Consider the following 21,824-nt stretch of genomic DNA (forward strand, 5'->3'; position numbering starts at 1 on the left):
AATGATAATATTTATGAAATTTACTTGAAAATATGTCAAATTTAGGATAAAATAAAAATATAGAAAACGCTTACAAATAGAAAGGTGATTGCATGGATAAGAACGAAGCATTAAGAACCTTTACAACAGGTGAAAACTTTCATTTGCAGCATTATCTAGGGGCGCATCAGGATGAAGTAGACGGCAAGTCTGGCTACTCTTTCCGCGTTTGGGCGCCTAATGCTCAGAGTGTACATTTGATTGGAGATTTCACCAATTGGTATGAAGAGCAGATTCCTATGGTCCGAAATGAAGCGGGCGTTTGGGAAGTCTTCACGGAGCTACCTAAAGAAGGAGATATTTACAAGTACAATATCAAGCGTAGCAGTGGTCAGGAAATTTTAAAAATTGATCCTTTAGCTATCTATTTGGAAGAGCGTCCAGGTACTGGAGCAGTTATTCGGACTATTCCTGAGAAGAATTGGAAAGACGGTCTTTGGTTGGCACGCCGAAAGCGCTGGGGCTTCTTCTCTCGGCCGGTCAATATCTATGAAGTGCATGCTGGCTCGTGGAAACGCAATGAAGACGGCAGTCCTTATAGCTTTGCCCAGTTAAAAGAAGACTTGATTCCTTATCTGGTGGAGATGAACTATACACATGTGGAATTCATGCCGCTTATGGCTCATCCGCTGGGGCTTAGCTGGGGTTATCAGCTCATGGGCTACTTCGCCTTTGAGCACACCTATGGCACGCCTGAGGAATTTCAAGACTTCGTCGAAGAATGTCACTTAAACAATATCGGGGTCATCGTGGATTGGGTGCCTGGCCATTTCACTATTAATGATGATGCGTTGGCCTACTATGATGGGACACCGACTTTCGAGTATCAGGACCATGACCGGGCCCATAACTATGGTTGGGGTGCTCTCAACTTTGATTTGGGCAAGAATCAGGTTCAGTCTTTCTTGATTTCCAGCATTAAATTCTGGATTGATTTTTACCATCTGGATGGGATTCGGGTTGATGCTGTCAGCAATATGCTCTATCTGGACTATGACAGTGGTCCTTGGCAGCCAAATAAAGATGGAGGCAATCGCAACTATGAAGGCTATTACTTCCTGCAACGCCTCAATACGGTTATCAAGTTAGCCCATCCTGATGTTATGATGATTGCGGAGGAAAGTTCCTCAGGGACCAAGATTACTGGCATGAGAGAGCTGGGTGGTCTTGGATTTGACTACAAGTGGAATATGGGCTGGATGAATGATATCCTTCGTTTCTACGAAGAAGATCCGATTTATCGTAAGTACGATTTTAATCTAGTGACCTTCAGCTTTATGTACGCTTTCTCTGAAAACTTCCTCCTGCCATTCTCACATGATGAAGTGGTTCATGGCAAGAAGAGTCTCATGCACAAGATGTGGGGTGACCGTTACAATCAATTCGCAGGGCTCCGCAACTTGCTGACTTATCAAATCTGCCATCCGGGCAAGAAATTGCTCTTTATGGGTTCAGAATTTGGTCAGTTCCTAGAATGGAAGTCAGAAGAGCAACTAGAATGGTCGAATCTGGACGATCAGATGAACAAGAAGATGCAGGGCTTCACTGCTGCACTCAATGCCTTCTATAAAGACAATCGTCCGCTTTGGGAAATTGATCTGAGCTACGATGGCATCGAAATCATTGATGCGGATAATACTGATCAAAGTGTTCTCTCCTTCATCCGTAAGACGGAAAAAGGAGATATGTTAGTTTGTGTATTCAATATGGCACCGGTAGAGCGGAAGAACTTTACCATCGGTGTTCCAGTGGCAGCCATTTATGAAGAAGTATGGAACACTGAATTAGAAGAATGGGGAGGTGTTTGGAAGGAACATAACGAAACAGTTCAGTCTCAAGAAGGACTTTGGAAAGATTATCCGCAGACCTTGACCTTCACACTGCCAGCTCTTGGAGCTAGCGTCTGGAAGATCAAACGTCGCATTAAATCAAAGTCGACTAAAAATAAAAAATAGGGTTATCCCATTTGTTGTAATTGAACTTGTATTAAAATATCGGAGAAAGATGCGCAATTTGCGAAATGAAATGAGCCATAAGTTCGGATGCTGTAAGGTATAAGTCTTCCTTGGAGTACCGTTCCGTCAACCCATTTCCTGTTTTTGATGTTTAATGCACTCGAACCTTAGCAAGGAGTAGTCTATGAAGAATGAAATGCTAGCTTTGATTCTTGCCGGCGGGCAAGGAACACGTCTTGGAAAGCTTACACAGAGTATTGCAAAACCTGCAGTACAGTTTGGTGGACGATATCGTATTATTGACTTTGCCCTGTCTAACTGTGCTAATTCCGGCATTCACAATGTCGGTGTCATTACTCAATACCAGCCTCTGGCTTTGAATAGCCATATTGGAAATGGATCCAGCTGGGGATTAGATGGCATTAATACAGGAGTGTCCATTCTTCAGCCTTATTCTGCTAGTGAAGGGAATCGCTGGTTTGAAGGAACTAGCCATGCAATATTCCAAAATATTGATTACATTGACAGCATTAATCCAGAATATGTCTTGATTTTGTCTGGAGACCATATCTACAAGATGGATTATGATGATATGCTCCAGTCTCACAAGGACAATAATGCCAGCTTGACAGTAGCTGTTCTGGATGTGCCTCTCAAAGAAGCCAGCCGTTTTGGTATTATGAATACAGATGCCAATAATCGGATTGTTGAATTTGAAGAAAAACCAGAAAATCCTAAGTCAACCAAGGCTTCTATGGGGATTTATATCTTTGACTGGCAGCGTCTGCGTAATATGCTGGTAGCTGCTGAAAAGAGCAATGTGGACATGTCCGACTTTGGTAAGAATGTTATCCCTAACTACCTGGAATCTGGCGAAAGCGTTTATGCTTATGACTTTGCAGGCTATTGGAAAGACGTTGGTACAGTTGAGTCTCTCTGGGAAGCCAACATGGAATACATCAATCCGGAAAATGCTCTGGATAGTCGCAATCGTCGCTGGAAGATTTATTCTCGCAACTTGATTTCTCCGCCAAACTTTATCGGTGAAAATGCTCACGTGGAAGACTCGCTGGTCGTTGATGGATGTTTCGTTGACGGTATAGTAAAACACTCTATTCTATCTACTAGTGCTCAGGTCAAAAAAGGTGCAGTCATTGAAGATTCTGTTATCATGAGTGGAGCTGTTATTGGTAAAGACGCTAAGATCAAGCGGGCCATTATCGGAGAGGGTGCTATCATCTCTGATGGTGTAGAGCTTGATGGTACAGAGGAAGTATATGTTGTCGGATATAACGAGAAAGTGGGGATAATAAAAGATGAAGATTGATAAATACTCAGCAATTTTAGGAAATACAGTCGGATTCCATGATATGTCGACTCTAACAAAACATCGTCCAGTAGCTAGCTTGCCATTTGGTGGGAAATACCGTTTAATTGACTTCCCGCTTTCAAGTCTTGCCAATGCTGGTATTCGCAGTGTTTTTGGCATCTTCCAGCAGGACAATATCAGCTCTGTCTTTGACCATATTCGTTCCGGTCGTGAGTGGGGGCTGTCTACCTTGCTCAGCCACTATTACCTAGGGATTTACAATACTCGTGTAGAAAGTTCTACAGTCGGTGAGGAATACTATGATCAGCTTTTGACCTATCTTAAACGTTCTGGTTCCAATCAAACTGTCGCACTTAACTGCGATATCTTGGTTAATATTGACCTCAATCAAGTTTTCCATTTGCACAATATAACAGAACAACCAATTACAGTTGTCTATAAGAAATTGAATAAGGAGAATATCTCAGATGTGAATGCTGTCCTAGATATTGACGAAACAGACCATGTCAGAGGACATAAACTCTTTGATGGCCGAGAAGATGCCGAGCTCTTCAATATGTCTACGGATATCTTTGTTGTGGATACTCCATGGTTAATTGAAAAGTTGGAGGAAGAGGCTAAGAAAGACCACCCTCAAAAGCTTCGCTATGTCCTACGTGATTTAGCGGTTGAAGAAGGTGCTTTTGCCTATGAATATACTGGCTATTTGGCAAATATCTACTCTGTAGCAACATACTATCAGGCTAACCTCGATATGTTAGAAAGCAAAAAATTCTATTCACTCTTTAGCCCAAATCAAAAAATATATACCAAGGTTAAGAATGAGGAACCTACCTATTATGCTCCTTCTTCAAAGGTGTCTCGCGCCCAATTTGCATCTGGAAGTATTGTCGAAGGGGAAGTTGCTAATTCAGTGATCTCACGTAACACTAATATCAAAGCTGGTAGTCAAGTGAAAAATAGCATTCTATTTCCTCGAGCTGAAATTGGTGCAAATGCAACAGTTGAATATGCTATTCTTGACAAGGGAGTTGAGGTAGCAGAAGGTGTTGTAATACGTGGAACAGAGGATAATCCAATTGTTGTTAACAAAGGTCAAAAAGTAACAGAGGACATGATTCGATGAAGATTTTATTTGTAGCAGCTGAAGGAGCACCTTTTTCGAAAACAGGTGGTTTGGGAGATGTGATTGGAGCTCTACCAAAATCGCTGGTCAAACATGGACATGAAGTTGGTGTTATTCTCCCTTATTATGATATGACGGATGCTAAATTTGGTGATAAGGTAGAGGATCTCTTCTACTTTGAGGTTAGTGTTGGTTGGCGACGTCAGTATGTTGGAGTAAAGCGACTGGTTTTGAACGGTGTGTCCTTCTATTTTATAGACAATCAATATTATTTCTTCAGAGGCCATGTTTATGGGGACTTTGACGACGGGGAACGCTTTGCCTACTTCCAGCTAGCAGCGGTTGAGTTGATGGAGCGGATTGATTTTATTCCAGATGTTCTGCATGTTCACGATTACCATACAGCTATGATCCCTTTCTTGGTTAAGGAAAAATACCATTGGATTCAAGCATATCAGAATATCAAAACTGTCTTAACCATCCATAATCTGGAATTCCAAGGTCAATTCCCTGACAGCATGCTTTGGGAACTGTTTGGAGTGGGCTATGAGCGCTATGCAGACGGAACTCTGCGTTGGAATGACTGTCTTAACTGGATGAAGGCGGGTATTCTATATGCGGACCGAGTGACGACTGTATCACCAAGCTATGCAGGTGAAATCCGTACGCCAGAATTTGGCTGCCATTTGGATCAAATTCTGCGGATGGAGTCTGGTAAGCTGGTCGGAATTGTCAACGGTATTGATACGGATATCTATAATCCAGAAACGGATCCACTCTTAGCTCATCACTTTGACAAATCTGACTTATCTGGTAAACTAGAAAACAAGCGGGCTTTGCAAGAGAGAGTTGGTCTGCCTGTGCGTGATGATGTGCCTGTTGTTGGGATTGTTTCTCGCCTGACGCGTCAGAAAGGCTTTGACTTGGTAGTGGAAGAGCTGCACAATCTCCTCCAAGAAGATGTGCAAATTATCTTATTGGGAACAGGCGATCCAGCTTTTGAGCAGGCTTTCGCTTGGTTTGGCCATGCCTATCCTGATAAGCTTTCAGCCAACATCCTCTTTGATGTGACCTTGGCTCAGGAGATCTACGCTGCCAGCGATATTTTCCTCATGCCAAGCCGCTTCGAACCTTGTGGCCTGTCACAAATGATGGCTATGCGCTATGGAACCTTGCCTTTGGTACATGAAGTGGGTGGCCTGCGTGATACCGTAGAGCCTTACAATGTCTATACAGGACAGGGAACTGGCTTTAGCTTCAATAACTTTTCTGGCTACTGGCTGACTTGGACCTTCAAGGAAGCGCTCAAGCTCTATGCCGATGACAAGGAAGTTTGGAAATCTCTGCAAGAGCAGGCGATGGAGAAAGACTTCTCTTGGGATACAGCCAGCAAGGCATACAGTGATTTGTATCAATCACTTTTATAACATTTACTTCGGAATCAGTATAAGCAAATCCTCTCTTGTCCATGGGACAAGGGAGGATTTCCGTGAGAATTACATTTTTATATATTATCATACTGTGTTGGAGCTCTGTTTTCAGCTTGTGGCTGAAGCGAGTGATTTACATCTTGATTGAAAAAAAGTATTCCTGCGTTAAAAAACTGTTTCCCGCTATTAAGAAAGGGAGATAACCACCCACCATGGAACTGACAAAAGAACATTTTATTAGAAATTTTAAGGATATTCTACATGAAAGACAGCTGATTAAGGTTGCCGATGCGACTTCAGTGGAGCTTTTTCAGGCTTTGGCCAGCACAGTCCGCAAGTATATCACGCCCCTGTGGCTGGAGCGCCGTAATCAGTTGATTGAGCAGCAGCAAAAGACAGCTTATTACTTTTCTATCGAGTTTCTTCCAGGACGCATGCTGGAAACCAATCTGCTCAACTTAGGTATCCTTGATACGGTCAAGGAAGGCTTTGCCGAGTTGGGAGTTGACTTTGAGGATGTTAAGAATGCTGAGTATGACATGGCCTTGGGAAATGGCGGTTTGGGCCGCTTGGCGGCTGCCTTTATGGACTCGCTAGCAACCACTGGCTATCCAGGATTTGGAAATGGGATTCGCTATCGCTATGGACTCTTTAAGCAACGCATCGTAGATGGCTATCAGGTAGAAATTCCTGATGCTTGGTTTGGCAGTCTGGGCAATGTCTGGGAGACCCGTAAGGACCATGATATTGTCGATGTTAAAATCTTCGGAAATGTTTCCCTCCATGCTAATGAAAAGGGCCGAATTGTGCCACTTTATGAGAATTCCAAAACCTTGCGGGCCGTTCCTTACGATGTGCCGCAGATTGGCTTTGGCAATGATAATGTCAACAATCTCCGGCTTTGGGATGTTGAAATTCCAGAAGAGTATGAACTGGACTATCCGACCATTGAAGCTCGTCGCCGTGTGCAAGATATCACTGCCATTCTCTATCCAGACGACTCTAGCTACGAAGGAAAAGAGCTGCGCTTGATCCAGGAATACTTCATGACCAGTGCAGGTCTGCAGACCATTATCAAATCCTACCTCAAGCAAGGTCGCCCGCTCAAGGATATTCATGAGAAGGTCTCTGTCCATATCAACGATACTCACCCAGCTGTTGCACCGGCTGAGTTTATGCGTCTCTTGGTGGATGAGTACGACCTGGAATGGGCAGATGCTTGGAATGCTACGGTTAAAACCATGAGCTATACCAACCATACCATTCTGTCTGAAGCCTTGGAAAAATGGGATGCAGAGCTCTTTAAGAATGTCCTGCCGCGGGTTTATCAGATTATCCTAGAGATTGACAACCGCTATGTAGCTGAAATGGCTGGGCGTGGCCTTGATCCGCAAGTCATCGAAAACACTCGGATTGTCAAGGACAATCAAATCCACATGGCTCACTTGGCTATCATCGGTGGTCATTCAATCAATGGTGTTGCCAAACTCCACACAGAACTGCTCAAAGAAGATACTTTGCGTGATTTCTATAGCATTTACCCAGAGAAGTTTAATAACAAGACCAATGGGATTATCCAGCGCCGCTGGCTGCAAATTGCGGACCAGCCTCTGTCAGCTGAGATTGATAAGCTGATTGGTAAGGGCTGGCGAAGTGATATCCATGAGCTGCGCAAGCTTTTGGAATTCAAGGACAATCAGCAAGTGCTGGGTGATTTTTATCGAGTGAAGCAAGAAGCCAAGGCTCGTCTGGCTGACTTCATCAAGGAATCAACAGGAGTGGAAGTTTCTACAGAAGCCATCTTTGATGTGCAGGTGAAACGGCTCCATGCTTACAAGCGTCAGCTGCTCAACCTGCTTCATATCATCAAGCTTTACTGGAACCTCAAGGACAATCCTGACAAGGATATGGTACCACGCGTCTTTATCTTCGGTGCCAAGGCTGCTCCAGGCTACCACTTTGCCAAGTCTGTTATCAAGCTAATCAATGAAGTAGCCAATCTGGTCAACAAGGATGAAAGCCTGCAAGGCAAACTCAAGGTTGTTTTCCTAGAAAACTACCGGGTCAGCCTGGCTGAGCTCATCATTCCGGCTGCGGATGTATCAGAGCAGATTTCTCTGGCTTCCAAGGAAGCTTCTGGTACTTCCAACATGAAGTTCATGATGACAGGTGCCATTACCCTAGCTACACTGGACGGAGCCAATATCGAAATCAAGGACGAAGTCGGTGACGACAACATTGTCATCTTTGGGATGGACAAGGACCAAGTTTACGAGCATTATGCCCGCCATGATTATTACTCACGCGGTGTCTATGAAAGCAATCCAGATATTCGCCGAGTGGTCGATACTTTTGTCAACGGCACTATTCCAAACGTCCGTGAAGAAGGCTCTGAAATCTACGAAGCCCTCATCACCCACAATGATGAATACTTCCTCTTGGAAGACTTCCATGCCTACGTGGAAGCTCAAGAGAAGATTGATGCTCTCTATCGTGACAAAGAAAAATGGGCCCGCATGAGCTTGATTAATATCGCTACATCTGATAAGTTTACCTCAGATGATACCATTGAGCAATATGCCAAGGAAATCTGGAACTTGGAGAAATAATACTCCTGAGAAAACATGAATAATAAGAGATTGGGTCTTGGGTCTCAGTCTCTTTTGCTATCTATCTACCATCTTGTCTAGAAATATGCTATAGTAGAGAAAGTATGAGAGTCCAACTTTTAGAAAAGCAGGGTAAGAAAGCATGAAAGACTACACGATTTTTTATCAACAATTAACAGCTCCCTTTCGTAGCCGCCCTCAATGGCTGAAAGGGTTGGTTTACTTCAATCGGGGAATGACCCTCTTCATACCTATCGTTTATGGTCTCGTTCTAATCAGTGTCTTTCTGACGGAAGGCTGGAAAGGGTTGCTTACTTTTTTCTTCTTACCAGCTATCGGATTTGGTCTGCTGTCGGCTATTCGTAAACGGCTGAATCAAGCACGCCCTTACGAGAAATGGGCTATTCAACCCTTGCTGACCAAGGATACATCAGGCAAGTCCATGCCCAGCCGCCATGTCTTTTCGGCGACAGTGATTTCCATGTGCTTGCTCTACTTTTTCTGGATGCCGGGGCTTATCTGCCTCTTACTTTCAGCAGGACTTGCCGCAGTGCGCGTGATTGGCGGAGTGCACTATCCAAAGGATGTGCTAGTAGGCTATCTTTGTGGCATTTGCTGGGGAAGTATTCTTTTCATATTTTAAAATGTCTACGGAGCTTTCGATTTTTCTACCGCTAACCTAAATAAAGAAATTTAGAAGCAGTTGTCAATTTATTATTGTTTATTTGACAAAAAAGAACAGTTTTAGCACTTTTGTCCTATTTAGAAGCCAGTTTTCAGGAAAAAAGAGAAAGAAATGGCGATAAAGAGCGGGTTTTATTTACCATATTCAATGAAGAAAAGAGTAATAAATTAAAATCGCTTACATTGTGAGAAAACATTTGACAAAATAGTTTTTTAGGACTAAACTAAGTAAGTAATTTTAAAAACAAAAAAGGAGAATTCATCATGAATTTAATATTTTTAGGACTATGTTTTGCCTGCTTTGGCGTATCTATCGCTGAAGGAATGATTATGAGTAACTTGTTTAAAGCTGCATCTCGTCAACCAGAAATTATCGGCCAACTAAGAAGTTTATTGATCCTTGGGATTGCCTTTGTCGAAGGTACTTTCTTTGTAACACTGGCAATGGCTTTTGTTATTAAATAAGAAAGTTTTCTCTTTAGAAAAGGGGGTGTCATCTGTTGGAAGAAAGTATCAATCCAACGATCAATATTGGTCCTGTGACCTTTGATTTGACCCTGCTAGCCATGACTTTGTTAACGGTTTTGGTGACATTTGGTCTTGTTTATTGGGCCAGTCGTAAAATGTCTATTAAGCCGTCAGGAAAGCAAAATGCTCTGGAATATCTCTATGATTTTGTTGTAGATTTTACTAAGGGGAATATTGGCGAGCACTATATGAAGAATTATTCGCTCTTTTTATTTTCCCTCTTTCTTTTTGTCGCTGTCGCTAATAACTTAGGATTAATGGCTAAGTTACAGACAACAAACGGCTTTAATCTTTGGACATCACCAACGGCCAATCTCGCTTTTGACTTGGGCTTCTCTCTTTTAGTGACAATTATTTGTCATGTGGAAGGGATTCGCCGTCAAGGGATTAAAGGATATTTAAAAGGTTTTGTGACACCAGGTATCATGACTCCCATGAATATCTTGGAAGAATTTACTAATTTTGCTTCCTTGGCCTTACGTATTTATGGGAATATTTTTGCAGGTGAGGTTTTGGCCGGCTTGCTATTAGTGTGGTCTCATCAAGCGTTTTACTGGTATCCGGTTGCATTTGTGATGAATATGGTCTGGACGGCTTTTTCGATTTTTATCTCTTGCATTCAGGCCTACGTTTTTACCATGTTGACCTCTATGTACCTTGGTAAAAAGATTAATGGTGAGGAAGAATAAAAAGAAAGGACAGATAAGATGAATATAACCATAGGTGAAATTATTGGGAACTTTATCCTGATTGCGGGCTCCTTTCTTCTTTTAGTATTTCTCATTAAGAAGTTTGCCTGGGACAATATTGTTGGGATTTTGGACCAACGAGCTCAAAAGATTTCTGATGATATTGACAGTGCAGAAATTGCTCGTAAGAATGCAGAAGCTTTGGAGCAAAAGCGTGAAGAAGCCCTGGCAGGAAGTAGGGCAGAAGCTACTACTATTGTTGAAACTGCTAAAGAAACGGCTGAAAAAAATAAAGCGGGTATTTTAGCGGATGCAGCAGAAGAAGTGAGTCGTTTGAAGCAAAAGGCTAATCAAGAAATCGCTCAATCAAAGGCCGATGCTTTAAAGGCCATTAAGAGTGATGTGGCGGACTTATCAATAAATTTAGCGAGTAAAATACTTGGTCAAAGCTTAGATAAGGAAGCGCAGAGTCAATTAATTGACAATTATATCGATAAGCTAGGAGATGACTAATGGACAAGAGAGGCTATGCTATCATTGAAAAATATACTGCTCCATTTGTCCAATTAGTGCTTGAAAAAAATCAGCAAAGAGATGTATTTATAGAATTAAGTCAGATTAAGGAGATTTTTGAAGAAACTCATCTTGCTGACTTTTTATCTCATATTGGCGTCAATCAGGCTGAAAAAAGCAAGGTTCTTCGCTTGTTCCAGACATGCGATACGGTTTTAGTTAATAATCTGATTGAAGTCCTAATTGCAAACGGACGAGAAGAGCTTTTTTATCCAATTTTACTTGATAGTTTGAAAAAAATCGAGAAGCAAACCAATGAATTTGAGGTAGTCATTCACTCAGTAGAAGGATTATCAGATGAGCAAAAAGCTCGTTTGATTCCTTTGATTGAAAAGAAGATGGGCCTTAAGGTTCGCTCTATAAAAGAACATTTGGATAAAAGTTTGATTGGTGGCTTTGCTATTACAGCCAATCATAAGATAATTGACACAAGTATTAAGCGTCAGCTAAAAGCAGTAAAAGAAAAATTGAAATAGAAAGTGGTGTTCTTTTGGCAATTAACGCACAAGAAATCAGCGCTTTAATTAAGCAACAAATTGAAAATTTCCAACCAGATTTTGATGTCACTGAAACAGGTGTTGTAACTTATGTTGGTGATGGTATTGCGCGTGCGCATGGTTTGGATAATGCCATGAGTGGTGAGCTTTTGATTTTTGAAAACGGCTCATATGGTATGGCACAAAATTTGGAATCAAATGATATTGGTATCATTATTCTTGGTGATTTTACAGATATTCGTGAGGGTGATACTATCCGTCGCACAGGTAAAATTATGGAAGTTCCTGTAGGAGAAGCTTTGATTGGCCGGGTTGTAGATCCGCTTGGTCGCCCTGTTGATGGTTTGGGTGAAATCAAGACGGATAAAACGCGTCCAGTTGAAACTCCTGCCCCAGGTGTTATGCAACGTAAGTCAGTATCTGAGCCTTTACAAACAGGTCTCAAAGCGATTGATGCTTTGGTTCCGATTGGACGTGGACAGCGGGAACTGATTATCGGTGACCGTCAAACAGGTAAGACAACTATTGCTATTGATGCGATTCTGAACCAAAAAGGTCAGGATATGATTTGTATCTATGTGGCCATTGGACAAAAAGAATCAACTGTCCGTACACAAGTAGAGACACTTCGCCAATATGGTGCTTTGGATTATACGATTGTCGTGACAGCATCTGCTTCACAGCCTTCTCCGCTACTTTACCTAGCTCCTTATGCAGGGGTAGCAATGGCAGAAGAGTTCATGTACAATGGCAAACATGTTTTGATTGTTTATGATGACTTATCTAAGCAGGCGGTGGCTTATCGTGAACTATCTCTTTTGCTTCGTCGTCCGCCAGGCCGTGAAGCTTTCCCTGGAGATGTTTTCTATTTGCATAGCCGTCTTTTGGAACGTTCAGCTAAAGTTTCTGACGAGCTGGGCGGTGGTTCAATCACAGCATTGCCATTTATCGAGACGCAGGCTGGAGATATCTCAGCCTATATCGCAACGAACGTGATTTCAATCACGGATGGACAAATTTTCCTCAGCGATAGTCTTTTCAATGCTGGTGTTCGTCCAGCCATTGATGCGGGTTCTTCTGTATCACGGGTTGGGGGCTCTGCCCAAATCAAGGCTATGAAGAAGGTAGCTGGAACCTTGCGTATTGATCTTGCTTCTTATCGGGAGTTGGAGGCATTTACTAAGTTTGGTAGTGATTTGGATGCGGCAACACAAGCTAAATTGAATCGTGGTCGTCGTACAGTAGAAGTGTTGAAACAACCTGTTCATAAACCCCTTCCTGTGGAAAAACAGGTAGTCATTCTCTATGCTTTGACTCATGGTTTCTTAGATAGTATTCCAGTTGATGATATTCTTCGTTTTGAGGAAGAATTGTTTGCTTATTTTGATGCACATCAAGAAGGAATTTATGAGACAATCCGTACAACAAAAGACCTTCCAAGCGAAGACGTTCTTGATGCCGCTATTACTGAGTTTATCAACCAGTCTAGCTTTAAATAAGAATAGAGGTGTCAGATGGCAGTTTCATTAAATGATATAAAAAATAAAATTGCATCCACTAAAAACACCAGTCAAATCACCAATGCTATGCAGATGGTTTCAGCTGCTAAATTAGGTAAATCTGAAGAAGCAGCTAAGAACTTTCAAGTTTATGCTTCTAAAGTACGTAGATTATTGACCGACTTGCTTCATGGACATGAAGCAGAAAATGCGAAGTGCCATCCAATGTTAGTAAGTCGCCCTGTTAAAAAATCAGCCTATATTGTCATTACTTCAGACCGAGGCTTGGTTGGGGGCTACAATGCGACGATTCTTAAAGCCTTAATGGAAATGATAGCTGAATATCATCCTGAGGGCAATGATTTTGAGATTATCTGTATTGGTGGAGTCGGAGCTGATTTCTGTCGTTCTCGTGGGATTCAGCCGCTTTACGAATTACGTGGATTGGCCGATCAACCAAGCTTTGAAGAAGTTCGTAAGATTATTTCAAAGACCATTGAGATGTATCAAAGTGAGCTTTTTGATGAGTTATATGTCTGCTATAATCACCACGTCAATAGTTTGACGAGCCAAATGCGGGTGGAACAGATGTTACCCATCATTGACTTAGATCCCAATGAAGCGGATGAAGATTATACAGTAAATCTAGAATTAGAATCTAGTCGGGAAGCTATTTTGGATCAGTTGTTACCTCAGTTTGCTGAGAGTATGATTTATGGTGCTATTATAGATGCCAAAACGGCTGAAAATGCAGCTGGAATGACTGCTATGCAGACAGCAACGGATAACGCTAAAAAAGTCATTAATGATTTGACCATTCAGTATAACCGTGCTCGGCAAGCAGCCATTACACAGGAAATTACTGAAATTGTGGCGGGTGCAAGCGCTTTGGAATAGATCACAAAATAATTAGAAATTAAACGAGGAAAAAAACATGAGCTCAGGTAAAATTACTCAGGTTATTGGTCCGGTTGTAGACGTTGCGTTTGCCACTGGAGACAAACTACCTGAGATCAATAATGCACTTGTAGTCTATAAAAATGATGAGAAAAAATCAAAAATCGTCCTTGAAGTAGCTCTTGAGCTTGGTGACGGTGTAGTGCGTACCATTGCTATGGAGTCAACCGATGGTTTGACACGTGGTTTAGAGGTGTTAGATACAGGACGTCCAATCTCTGTGCCAGTTGGTAAAGAGACACTAGGACGGGTGTTCAATGTTCTTGGTGACACTATTGACTTGGATGCACCTTTTGCAGAAGATGCGGAGCGCCAGCCGATTCATAAGAAGGCGCCGACTTTTGATGAGTTATCAACTTCATCAGAAATTTTAGAAACAGGGATCAAAGTTATTGACCTCTTAGCTCCTTATCTGAAAGGTGGGAAGGTCGGCCTCTTTGGTGGTGCCGGAGTAGGGAAGACTGTCCTTATTCAGGAATTGATTCACAACATTGCCCAAGAACACGGTGGTATCTCAGTATTTACTGGTGTTGGTGAGCGGACACGTGAAGGAAATGACCTTTACTGGGAGATGAAAGAATCTGGCGTTATCGAAAAAACAGCCATGGTCTTTGGTCAGATGAATGAACCACCTGGAGCACGTATGCGTGTTGCCCTAACTGGTTTGACAATTGCCGAATACTTCCGTGATGTGGAAGGCCAAGATGTGCTTCTTTTCATTGACAATATCTTCCGTTTCACTCAAGCTGGTTCAGAAGTATCTGCCCTTTTGGGTCGTATGCCTTCAGCCGTTGGTTACCAACCAACACTTGCTACGGAAATGGGGCAACTCCAAGAACGGATTACGTCAACTAAGAAAGGCTCTGTAACTTCAATTCAGGCTATCTATGTGCCAGCGGATGACTATACGGATCCAGCACCAGCGACAGCTTTTGCCCACTTGGACTCTACGACTAACTTAGAGAGAAAATTGGTTCAGTTAGGTATCTACCCAGCCGTGGATCCACTCGCTTCCAGCTCTCGTGCCCTTTCTCCTGAGATTGTTGGAGAAGAGCACTATGCAGTTGCAGCTGAGGTTAAGCGGGTGTTACAACGCTATCACGAATTGCAGGATATTATTGCTATCCTTGGTATGGATGAGTTGTCTGATGATGAGAAGACTCTGGTCGCTCGTGCACGTCGGATCCAATTCTTCCTATCACAAAACTTTAATGTGGCGGAGCAATTTACCGGTCAACCCGGCTCTTATGTACCAGTAGCTGAAACAGTTCGTGGCTTTAAAGAAATTCTCGAAGGTAAGCATGATAAGTTACCAGAAGATGCCTTCCGTGGAGTTGGTTCTATTGAGGATGTTCTGGCTAAGGCGGAAAAAATGGGATTCTAAGAGGTGAATGATGGCTCAAATGACAGTACAAATCGTGACACCGGATGGTCTTGTCTATGACCACCATGCTGCATTTGTTTCCGTAAAGACCATTGATGGTGAACTGGGGATTTTGCCTCGTCATATCAATACCATTGCTGTTTTAGAAGTAGATCAGGTTAAGGTGCGCCGAGTTGATGATGACAAGCATATCGACTGGATTGCGGTTAATGGCGGAATCATTGAAATTGCTGACAATGTCATTACCATTGTGGCGGACTCAGCTGAGCGCGAACGTGATATTGATATTAGTCGGGCCGAGCGAGCTAAGCTTCGTGCTGAACAAGAAATCGAAGAAGCACATGATAAGCACTTGATTGACCAAGAGCGACGAGCTAAGATCGCCCTGCAGCGAGCAATTAACCGGATCAATGTCGGAAGTAAATAATAGAATTGAGAAGATAATTCTTTAAAAATAAAACGAGGCTGGGACAAAAGTCCTAGCCTCTCAATTTTCTTTGGATTGTCGAGCAAGACGCAGTGGTTGAGTGGGCTCTACTACGCTGATTTCATCAGCTTTTACAGCCCTACTCAACTGTGCGGAGGTGGGGCGACGAAATCGAATTCTAACGAATTACCGATTTCTGTCCCACTCTCTTTTTTTATGATAGGTTACTTTATGGGAAAGAAATCTTTAGCGTACAATTGGTTGCTTGTTTTCATCAAGTGTGAAACCTTCTCCCATAATTTCGTGTGCTTCTGTGATCGTTATAAAGGCATGTGGATCGATGCGGTGGATAATTTCTTTCATTTGTTGCATTTCATTACGAGCCAGTACGCAATAAACTACTTTGTAATCTTGTTTGCTGTAGAAACCAGTACCATTTAACAAGGTAACGCCTCTACCCAACTCTTCTATGATAGCTTGAGCTAATTCTTCTGACTTTTCAGAAACGATGAGGAAGCCTTTTCCTGCGTAGCCACCTTCTGCAATGAGATCAATAACACGAGATGCAATAAAGACGAAAACGAGGGTGTAGGTTACAAGACGTAAATCTTTAAAGACAATGACAACCAAAAGAAGGACGCAAAAATCAATGGCAAACATGAGTTTTCCAATGGATATGTGAGTGTATTTATTTAAAATACGGGCTACGATATCAGATCCACCAGTAGTGCCACCTGCGTTGAAAATAATACCAAGACCTGCTCCTAGGATAATCCCAGCTATCAGCGATACGATAACCAAATCGCCATCGAGATCAACAACGAAAGGGATTTTTTCAAAAATAGCTAGCCAGCCAGAAACAGAAAACGTTCCAATCAGACTGTAATAAAGAGATTGCTTTCCTAGGAGTTTCCACGCGAAGAAAAACAAAGGGAAATTAATGACTAAGTTCATGATAGAAACAGGAAGCTTGAAAAGATAATAGGTGATAAGGGTAATCCCAGTAACTCCACCTTCAAATAGATGATTAGGGATAGCTAAATAGTTAATTCCAAAAGCAAAAAGTCCTGCTCCGAAAACAATCGATAGTATATTTTTTAATCGTAGCATGTCAACCTCCAATGAGAATCTTATCTTTATTGTATCAAATGTTTCCGGCTTATGTAATGAATTAAATGATTTTTTTTGATAAAATAGAAAAAGAATTATAAAAATGATGAAGCAAAGACTCTTCGTGAAACAGGACGCTGAGAACGTCAAAATGAATCATTAAAATTTTAAAAAGTATTTAGAAAAAGGATTGTATGAAAAAAGGATTATTAGTTTCTCTAGAGGGACCAGATGGCGCTGGGAAATCCAGTGTATTAGAGGCTTTAGTACCGATTTTAGAAGAAAATGGTCACCAAGTAGTGACAACACGAGAGCCTGGAGGAGTGCCGATTTCAGAAGCGATTCGAGAAGTGATATTGGATCAGAAAAATACGGAAATGGATGGTAAGACGGAGCTTTTACTTTACATTGCAAGTCGTAGGCAACATTTGATTGAGAAGGTACTACCCGCTTTAGAAAGTGGGAAATTAGTCATCATGGACCGTTTTATCGATAGTTCAGTTGCTTATCAAGGATTTGGACGTGGTTTAGGCGTTTCAGACATTGAGTGGCTTAATCGATTTGCCACAGATGGTTTAAAGCCAGATGTGACTTTATATTTTGATTTAGATGTCGAAGAGGGACTGGCTCGTATCGCTCGAAATAAAAATCGTGAAGTCAATAGGCTAGATCTAGAAGGGCTTGATATGCATAGACGAGTTCGACAAGGCTATCTTTATGCTTTCGAAAATGAGCCAGACCGTATAGTCAAGATTGATGCAAGTCAAACTTTAGAAAGTGTTGTGCAAGATAGCTTGGCTGTCTTAAACAAACGATTAAATGACAAATCATGAAAATAGATGAATTAAGAAATCTCCAACCACAGGTTTTTGAACGTTTTGAATCTATACTAGCTCAAAATAAACTAAATCACGCTTATCTTTTTACGGGAAATTTCGCAAGTTTTGATATGGCGCAAACAATAGCGAAAAGCCGTTTTTGTCAAGATAAGAAAGGGGTTTGGCCTTGTGGTGAGTGTCGTGCTTGTCGCTTGATTGCTGAAGAGGATTTTTCTGATGTGATAGTAGTGCGACCACAAAATCAAATCATTAAAACTGAGCGTGTCAGAGAGCTATTGAAGAATTTCTCACAAAGTGGTGTGGAAGGAAATGAGCAAGTCTTTATCATTTGTGAAGCGGAAAAAATGCATATCAATGCGGCTAATTCACTTCTTAAGGTGATTGAGGAGCCCCAAAGCGAGGTCTATATATTTCTTTTAACAAGCGATGAAAATTTGATTTTGCCAACGATTAAGAGCCGTACACAGGTCTTTCATTTTCCCAAAAATGAGTCTGATCTCTCATCCATGTTGGAAAATGCAGGGATGTTGAAAGATCAGGCAAGCTTGTTAGCTGCCTTCAGTCAAACCCTTGAGGAAGCTGAAAGTTTGCAATCGAGTCAGTTTTTCTTTGATTTAGTAGGACTGAGCCAACGTTTTGTAGAACTGTGTCTATCCAGAAATGATATGGCTTTTTTACAGGTGGCTAAGCTTACTAGCTTATTAGATGATAAAAAAAAGCAGGATCAAGCTTTTCGTATCTTGGAAATTTTATTTTATCAGCAGATACAGACAGCTCTTGGGCGGACTTGCTTAGATGGACTATTTCATGCCCGTAAAATGTGGCAAGCAAATGTGAGTTTTCAAAATGCTTTGGAATATATGGTTTTGCAATCAATAGAGCGGGGATAACAGGAGTATATATGGATAAAAGACAATTATTTGATGCTTTGGATGATTTTTCTCAAAATTTACTTGTGACTTTAGCTGAGGTGGAAGCGATCAAAAAGAATCTAAAAAGCATTGTAGAGGAAAATACTGTTCTACGTTTGGAAAATGATAAGTTACGTGAACGACTCGGAGAAGTGGAAAGAACGACACCAAACAAAGGTGGTCAGGGACGCGAGAATCTTGAGCGGATTTATTTAGATGGATTTCATATTTGTACAGACTTCTATGGCCAACGTCGAGATAATGATGAAGAAGAATGCGCTTTTTGTAATGAGTTGTTATTCAGGGAGTGATCATGCAGGTTCAGAAAAGTTTTAAAGGCGAGTCAGTCTATGGAAAGCTCTATCTAGTAGCCACACCAATTGGCAATATGCAGGATATGAGTAGTCGGATGATAGAGACTCTCCAAAAGGTTCATTATGTAGCAGCTGAGGATACACGAAATACAGGTAGATTATTGGATTATTTTGATATCTCTACTAAGTTAGTCAGTTTTCATGATCATAATTCTAGAGCTAGGATTCCAGAAATCATTGCACTTTTGAAAGAGGGAAACGATGTTGCTCAGGTGTCAGATGCAGGACTTCCCTGTATTTCTGATCCAGGTCATGACTTAGTAAAGGCAGCTATTGCAGAGCATATTGCGGTCATAACAATTCCTGGTCCTTCAGCTGGAATCTCTGCTTTGATTGCGAGTGGGTTAGCTCCTCAGCCTCATATTTTTTATGGTTTTTTGCCACGAAAAAAAGGGCAACAAAAAGAGTTTTTTGAGAGTAAAAAAGCCTATACTGAGACACAGATCTTTTATGAATCGCCGCATCGTGTAAAAGACACCTTGGAAAATATGATAGAGGTGTATGGTGATAGACGTGTGGTTTTAGTTCGTGAATTGACGAAGATTTACGAAGAGTACCAGCGTGGTTTCATTTCAGAATTGATAGAATCGATTGGAGATGCGCCACTTAAGGGTGAGTGTATGATCATTGTAGATGGTGCGAGTGAGGACAAAGTTGAGAAAACCGAAGAGGAATTACTCGCTGAAATTGATTTTCTTATTGAAACTGGGAGTCAAAAAAGTAAAGCCATTAAAGAAGTGGCAAAAAAATACGGCTTACATAAAAGTGATTTATATGCTAAATATCATAAGTAAAATATCATAGGATTTGTCATGTTTATTATTGATTTAACTTATAAAAAAGACCTAGTAGAAGTTGAAAAATATTTATCAGAGCATATTTCTTTTTTAGATAAATATTATGCATCTGGCCATTTTATCGCATCAGGACGGAAGAATCCTCGGACTGGTGGGATTATTTTAGTGAATGCAGATAGTAAAGAAACTGTTCAAAAGATTATTTCAGAAGATCCTTTTTATATTCAAGAGATTGCAGCATATACTTTCACCGAGTTTTATCCGACAAAGTATTTGCAACACTTCGAGAAAATATTAAATGAGGGCGATGTCTTGTAGAGGAAGCATTTGCTTTCTTTTATAGTAAACATAGAAGTTTCAAGCTATTTTGGAATTTTAGACCACAAAGGCTAGAGATTAATAAGAATAGAGGTAAGTATGTTAAAATTTATCGAATATCCTAAATGTTCTACATGTCGCAAAGCTAAGGCTGAGCTCAAAGAATTAGGCCAGGATTTTGAAGCGGTGGATATTGTCCAAGATACACCTAGTCGGGACCAACTCTTAGATTGGATCCAGAACTCAGACTTTGAGCTCAAGGCCTTTTTCAATACCAGTGGTCTCAAATACCGTGAGCTGGGTCTCAAGGAAAAGGTGCCACATTTGACAGCCCAGGAAGCCGCTGATTTGCTGGCGACTGATGGTATGCTGATTAAAAGACCGGTCTTAATCCGAGATAATCAGATCTTGCAGATTGGCTACCGAAAAGGATATGCAGAATTGGAATTATAAAGAGAGCTGAGTGACTAGCTTTCGTGGGTTGGCTGACTTGCTCAGTTAAGCTTTCACGATCAAATGTCAGTAACTTAATCTTAGAAAGAAGAATCATGGTTTTATCAAAAAAACGGGCTCGTCATGTGATTGAAGAGATTATTGCTCTTTTCCCTGATGCTAAGCCTAGTCTGGATTTCCGCAATCACTTTGAGCTTCTAGTAGCGGTCATGCTGTCAGCTCAGACGACAGACGCTGCGGTCAATAAGGCAACTCCCGCTTTGTTTGAAGCCTATCCAAGTCCTCAAGACATGGCTGCGGCTGGTGAAGCAGAGATTGCCAAATATATCTCCCGCCTAGGGCTCTATCGCAACAAGGCTAAGTTTTTGAAGAAATGCGCCCAGCAGCTTTTAGACGACTTTGATGGCCAAGTACCACAAACGCGGGCGGAATTGGAAAGTCTGGCCGGAGTTGGTCGCAAGACGGCCAATGTAGTCATGAGTGTGGGATTTGGCATTCCAGCTTTCGCTGTCGATACCCATGTGGAGCGTATTTGCAAGCATCATGATATCGTTAAAAAGTCGGCAACGCCACTAGAGGTAGAAAAGCGAGTTATGGATGTCCTTCCGCCGGAACGTTGGCTGCCAGCCCATCAGGCAATGATTTACTTTGGACGTGCCATCTGCCATCCTAAAAATCCCGAGTGCGATCACTATCCGCAACTCTATAACTTTAAAGACATTTAAAAGAGAGTGGGACAGAAATCGGTAATTCGTTAGAATTCGATTTCATTGTCCCACCTCCGCACAGTTGAGTAGGGCTGTAAAAGCTGATGAAATCAGCGTAGTAGAGCCCACTCAACCACTGCGTCATGCTCGACAATCCAAAGACAATTGAGAGGCTAGGACTTTTGTCCCAGCCTCTTCTTATTCACTAAATCTTAAAAAATAACCATCTGGATCCAAAATCGCAAATTCATGAGGGTAAATAAAGCTATCTCCTACTCGAAATTCTCTTTTTGTCAGCGGACGATGGATGGGATAGTCAGCTTCCAGCAGTTTTTGGTGGAGCTGAGGAACATCCGCAATGCCAAAGGAAATATTGACACCGCGCCCGAAAGGATAGGTTAGCTGAGCTAATTCTTCTGCGCTGCCTTCTTCTAGCATAAGTTGGCAGTCTTCAAGCGAGAGGAAGAGAAATTTCTCCTCTGGACGCTCGTATTCGACAGAGAATCCCAGCAAGTTGCAGTAGAAGTGGCGCGACTTTTCGATGTCAGATACCACGAATTCGGGAATGATAGCTTGATAGTCCATTCG

At 41.7% G+C, this 21,824-nt stretch carries 23 protein-coding genes; 21 read left to right on the forward strand and 2 right to left on the reverse strand.

Features of this window, described 5'->3' with window-relative positions:
- Positions 1–92 precede the first annotated feature (92 nt).
- The 14 genes from glgB (at position 93) to HMPREF9182_RS08660 (ending at position 15,727) form a co-directional block, all read left to right on the forward strand.
- Positions 93–1,994, forward strand: coding sequence for a 1,4-alpha-glucan branching protein GlgB (glgB, locus tag HMPREF9182_RS08595; protein WP_009443940.1), 1,902 nt, complete (start codon positions 93–95; stop codon positions 1,992–1,994).
- Between the two features lie 184 nt (positions 1,995–2,178).
- A complete protein-coding gene (locus HMPREF9182_RS08600; RefSeq protein WP_009443475.1) occupies positions 2,179–3,321 on the forward strand; it encodes a glucose-1-phosphate adenylyltransferase in 1,143 nt (380 codons plus the stop codon).
- Positions 3,311–4,450 (forward strand): glucose-1-phosphate adenylyltransferase subunit GlgD, encoded by a 1,140-nt coding sequence (glgD, locus tag HMPREF9182_RS08605; RefSeq protein WP_009754521.1) that lies wholly within the window; start codon positions 3,311–3,313, stop codon positions 4,448–4,450. The genes HMPREF9182_RS08600 and glgD overlap by 11 nt, the downstream gene beginning before the upstream one ends.
- The gene (gene glgA / locus HMPREF9182_RS08610) at positions 4,447–5,877 is read left to right on the forward strand and encodes a glycogen synthase GlgA (RefSeq protein WP_009754206.1); all 1,431 of its coding nucleotides are present in this window, start codon (positions 4,447–4,449) and stop codon (positions 5,875–5,877) included. The genes glgD and glgA overlap by 4 nt, the downstream gene beginning before the upstream one ends.
- 215 nt (positions 5,878–6,092) lie before the next feature.
- On the forward strand, positions 6,093–8,489 hold the full coding sequence (locus HMPREF9182_RS08615) for a glycogen/starch/alpha-glucan phosphorylase (RefSeq protein WP_009754993.1): 2,397 nt from the start codon (positions 6,093–6,095) through the stop codon (positions 8,487–8,489).
- A 142-nt stretch (positions 8,490–8,631) separates the two neighbouring features.
- Positions 8,632–9,132, forward strand: a complete 501-nt coding sequence (locus HMPREF9182_RS08620; protein WP_009443955.1) for a phosphatase PAP2 family protein — start codon at positions 8,632–8,634, stop codon at positions 9,130–9,132.
- 305 nt (positions 9,133–9,437) lie between these two features.
- The gene (locus tag HMPREF9182_RS08625; RefSeq protein ID WP_009443151.1) at positions 9,438–9,638 is read left to right on the forward strand and encodes a F0F1 ATP synthase subunit C; all 201 of its coding nucleotides are present in this window, start codon (positions 9,438–9,440) and stop codon (positions 9,636–9,638) included.
- 35 nt (positions 9,639–9,673) lie between these two features.
- The gene (gene atpB, locus HMPREF9182_RS08630; RefSeq protein WP_009754463.1) at positions 9,674–10,390 is read left to right on the forward strand and encodes a F0F1 ATP synthase subunit A; all 717 of its coding nucleotides are present in this window, start codon (positions 9,674–9,676) and stop codon (positions 10,388–10,390) included.
- Between the two features lie 18 nt (positions 10,391–10,408).
- Positions 10,409–10,903, forward strand: coding sequence for a F0F1 ATP synthase subunit B (gene atpF, locus HMPREF9182_RS08635; protein ID WP_009443413.1), 495 nt, complete (start codon positions 10,409–10,411; stop codon positions 10,901–10,903).
- Positions 10,903–11,439 (forward strand): F0F1 ATP synthase subunit delta, encoded by a 537-nt coding sequence (locus HMPREF9182_RS08640; RefSeq protein ID WP_009443551.1) that lies wholly within the window; start codon positions 10,903–10,905, stop codon positions 11,437–11,439. Before atpF ends, HMPREF9182_RS08640 begins: the two co-directional genes overlap by 1 nt.
- 14 nt (positions 11,440–11,453) lie before the next feature.
- Entirely contained in the window at positions 11,454–12,959 is a 1,506-nt protein-coding gene (atpA, locus tag HMPREF9182_RS08645; protein ID WP_009755021.1) for a F0F1 ATP synthase subunit alpha, read from the forward strand.
- A gap of 15 nt (positions 12,960–12,974) precedes the next feature.
- Positions 12,975–13,856, forward strand: coding sequence for a F0F1 ATP synthase subunit gamma (locus HMPREF9182_RS08650; protein WP_009443883.1), 882 nt, complete (start codon positions 12,975–12,977; stop codon positions 13,854–13,856).
- A 37-nt stretch (positions 13,857–13,893) separates the two neighbouring features.
- On the forward strand, positions 13,894–15,300 hold the full coding sequence (atpD, locus tag HMPREF9182_RS08655) for a F0F1 ATP synthase subunit beta (protein ID WP_009443166.1): 1,407 nt from the start codon (positions 13,894–13,896) through the stop codon (positions 15,298–15,300).
- Between the two features lie 7 nt (positions 15,301–15,307).
- Entirely contained in the window at positions 15,308–15,727 is a 420-nt protein-coding gene (locus HMPREF9182_RS08660) for a F0F1 ATP synthase subunit epsilon (protein ID WP_111705876.1), read from the forward strand.
- 246 nt (positions 15,728–15,973) lie between these two features.
- On the opposite strand, the gene HMPREF9182_RS08665 is transcribed toward HMPREF9182_RS08660, so the two are convergent.
- Positions 15,974–16,837, reverse strand: coding sequence for a YitT family protein (locus HMPREF9182_RS08665; protein WP_009443937.1), 864 nt, complete (start codon positions 16,835–16,837; stop codon positions 15,974–15,976).
- A 194-nt stretch (positions 16,838–17,031) separates the two neighbouring features.
- Between HMPREF9182_RS08665 and tmk the strand changes: the two genes are divergently transcribed.
- From tmk to nth, 7 genes are all read left to right on the forward strand, one after another.
- Positions 17,032–17,670, forward strand: a complete 639-nt coding sequence (tmk, locus tag HMPREF9182_RS08670) for a dTMP kinase (protein WP_009443907.1) — start codon at positions 17,032–17,034, stop codon at positions 17,668–17,670.
- The gene (locus HMPREF9182_RS08675) at positions 17,667–18,566 is read left to right on the forward strand and encodes a DNA polymerase III subunit delta' (protein ID WP_009443094.1); all 900 of its coding nucleotides are present in this window, start codon (positions 17,667–17,669) and stop codon (positions 18,564–18,566) included. Before tmk ends, HMPREF9182_RS08675 begins: the two co-directional genes overlap by 4 nt.
- 11 nt (positions 18,567–18,577) lie before the next feature.
- Positions 18,578–18,898: a DNA replication initiation control protein YabA gene (yabA, locus tag HMPREF9182_RS08680; protein WP_009754367.1), complete on the forward strand. Its 321-nt coding sequence runs from the start codon at positions 18,578–18,580 to the stop codon at positions 18,896–18,898.
- A gap of 2 nt (positions 18,899–18,900) precedes the next feature.
- On the forward strand, positions 18,901–19,755 hold the full coding sequence (gene rsmI, locus HMPREF9182_RS08685) for a 16S rRNA (cytidine(1402)-2'-O)-methyltransferase (RefSeq protein ID WP_009443500.1): 855 nt from the start codon (positions 18,901–18,903) through the stop codon (positions 19,753–19,755).
- 18 nt (positions 19,756–19,773) lie between these two features.
- Entirely contained in the window at positions 19,774–20,076 is a 303-nt protein-coding gene (locus HMPREF9182_RS08690; RefSeq protein WP_009443436.1) for a YciI family protein, read from the forward strand.
- Between the two features lie 99 nt (positions 20,077–20,175).
- Positions 20,176–20,529 (forward strand): arsenate reductase family protein, encoded by a 354-nt coding sequence (locus HMPREF9182_RS08695; protein WP_009754774.1) that lies wholly within the window; start codon positions 20,176–20,178, stop codon positions 20,527–20,529.
- A gap of 95 nt (positions 20,530–20,624) precedes the next feature.
- Positions 20,625–21,254 (forward strand): endonuclease III, encoded by a 630-nt coding sequence (nth, locus tag HMPREF9182_RS08700; RefSeq protein ID WP_009443749.1) that lies wholly within the window; start codon positions 20,625–20,627, stop codon positions 21,252–21,254.
- Between the two features lie 180 nt (positions 21,255–21,434).
- Here the strand turns inward: nth and HMPREF9182_RS08705 are convergent, their stop codons facing one another.
- On the reverse strand, positions 21,435–21,821 hold the full coding sequence (locus HMPREF9182_RS08705; RefSeq protein WP_009443465.1) for a bleomycin resistance protein: 387 nt from the start codon (positions 21,819–21,821) through the stop codon (positions 21,435–21,437).
- Positions 21,822–21,824: the final 3 nt, after the last annotated feature.

The sequence above is a fragment of the Streptococcus sp. oral taxon 056 str. F0418 genome (genome assembly GCF_000220065.1).
Lineage (GTDB): Bacteria > Bacillota > Bacilli > Lactobacillales > Streptococcaceae > Streptococcus.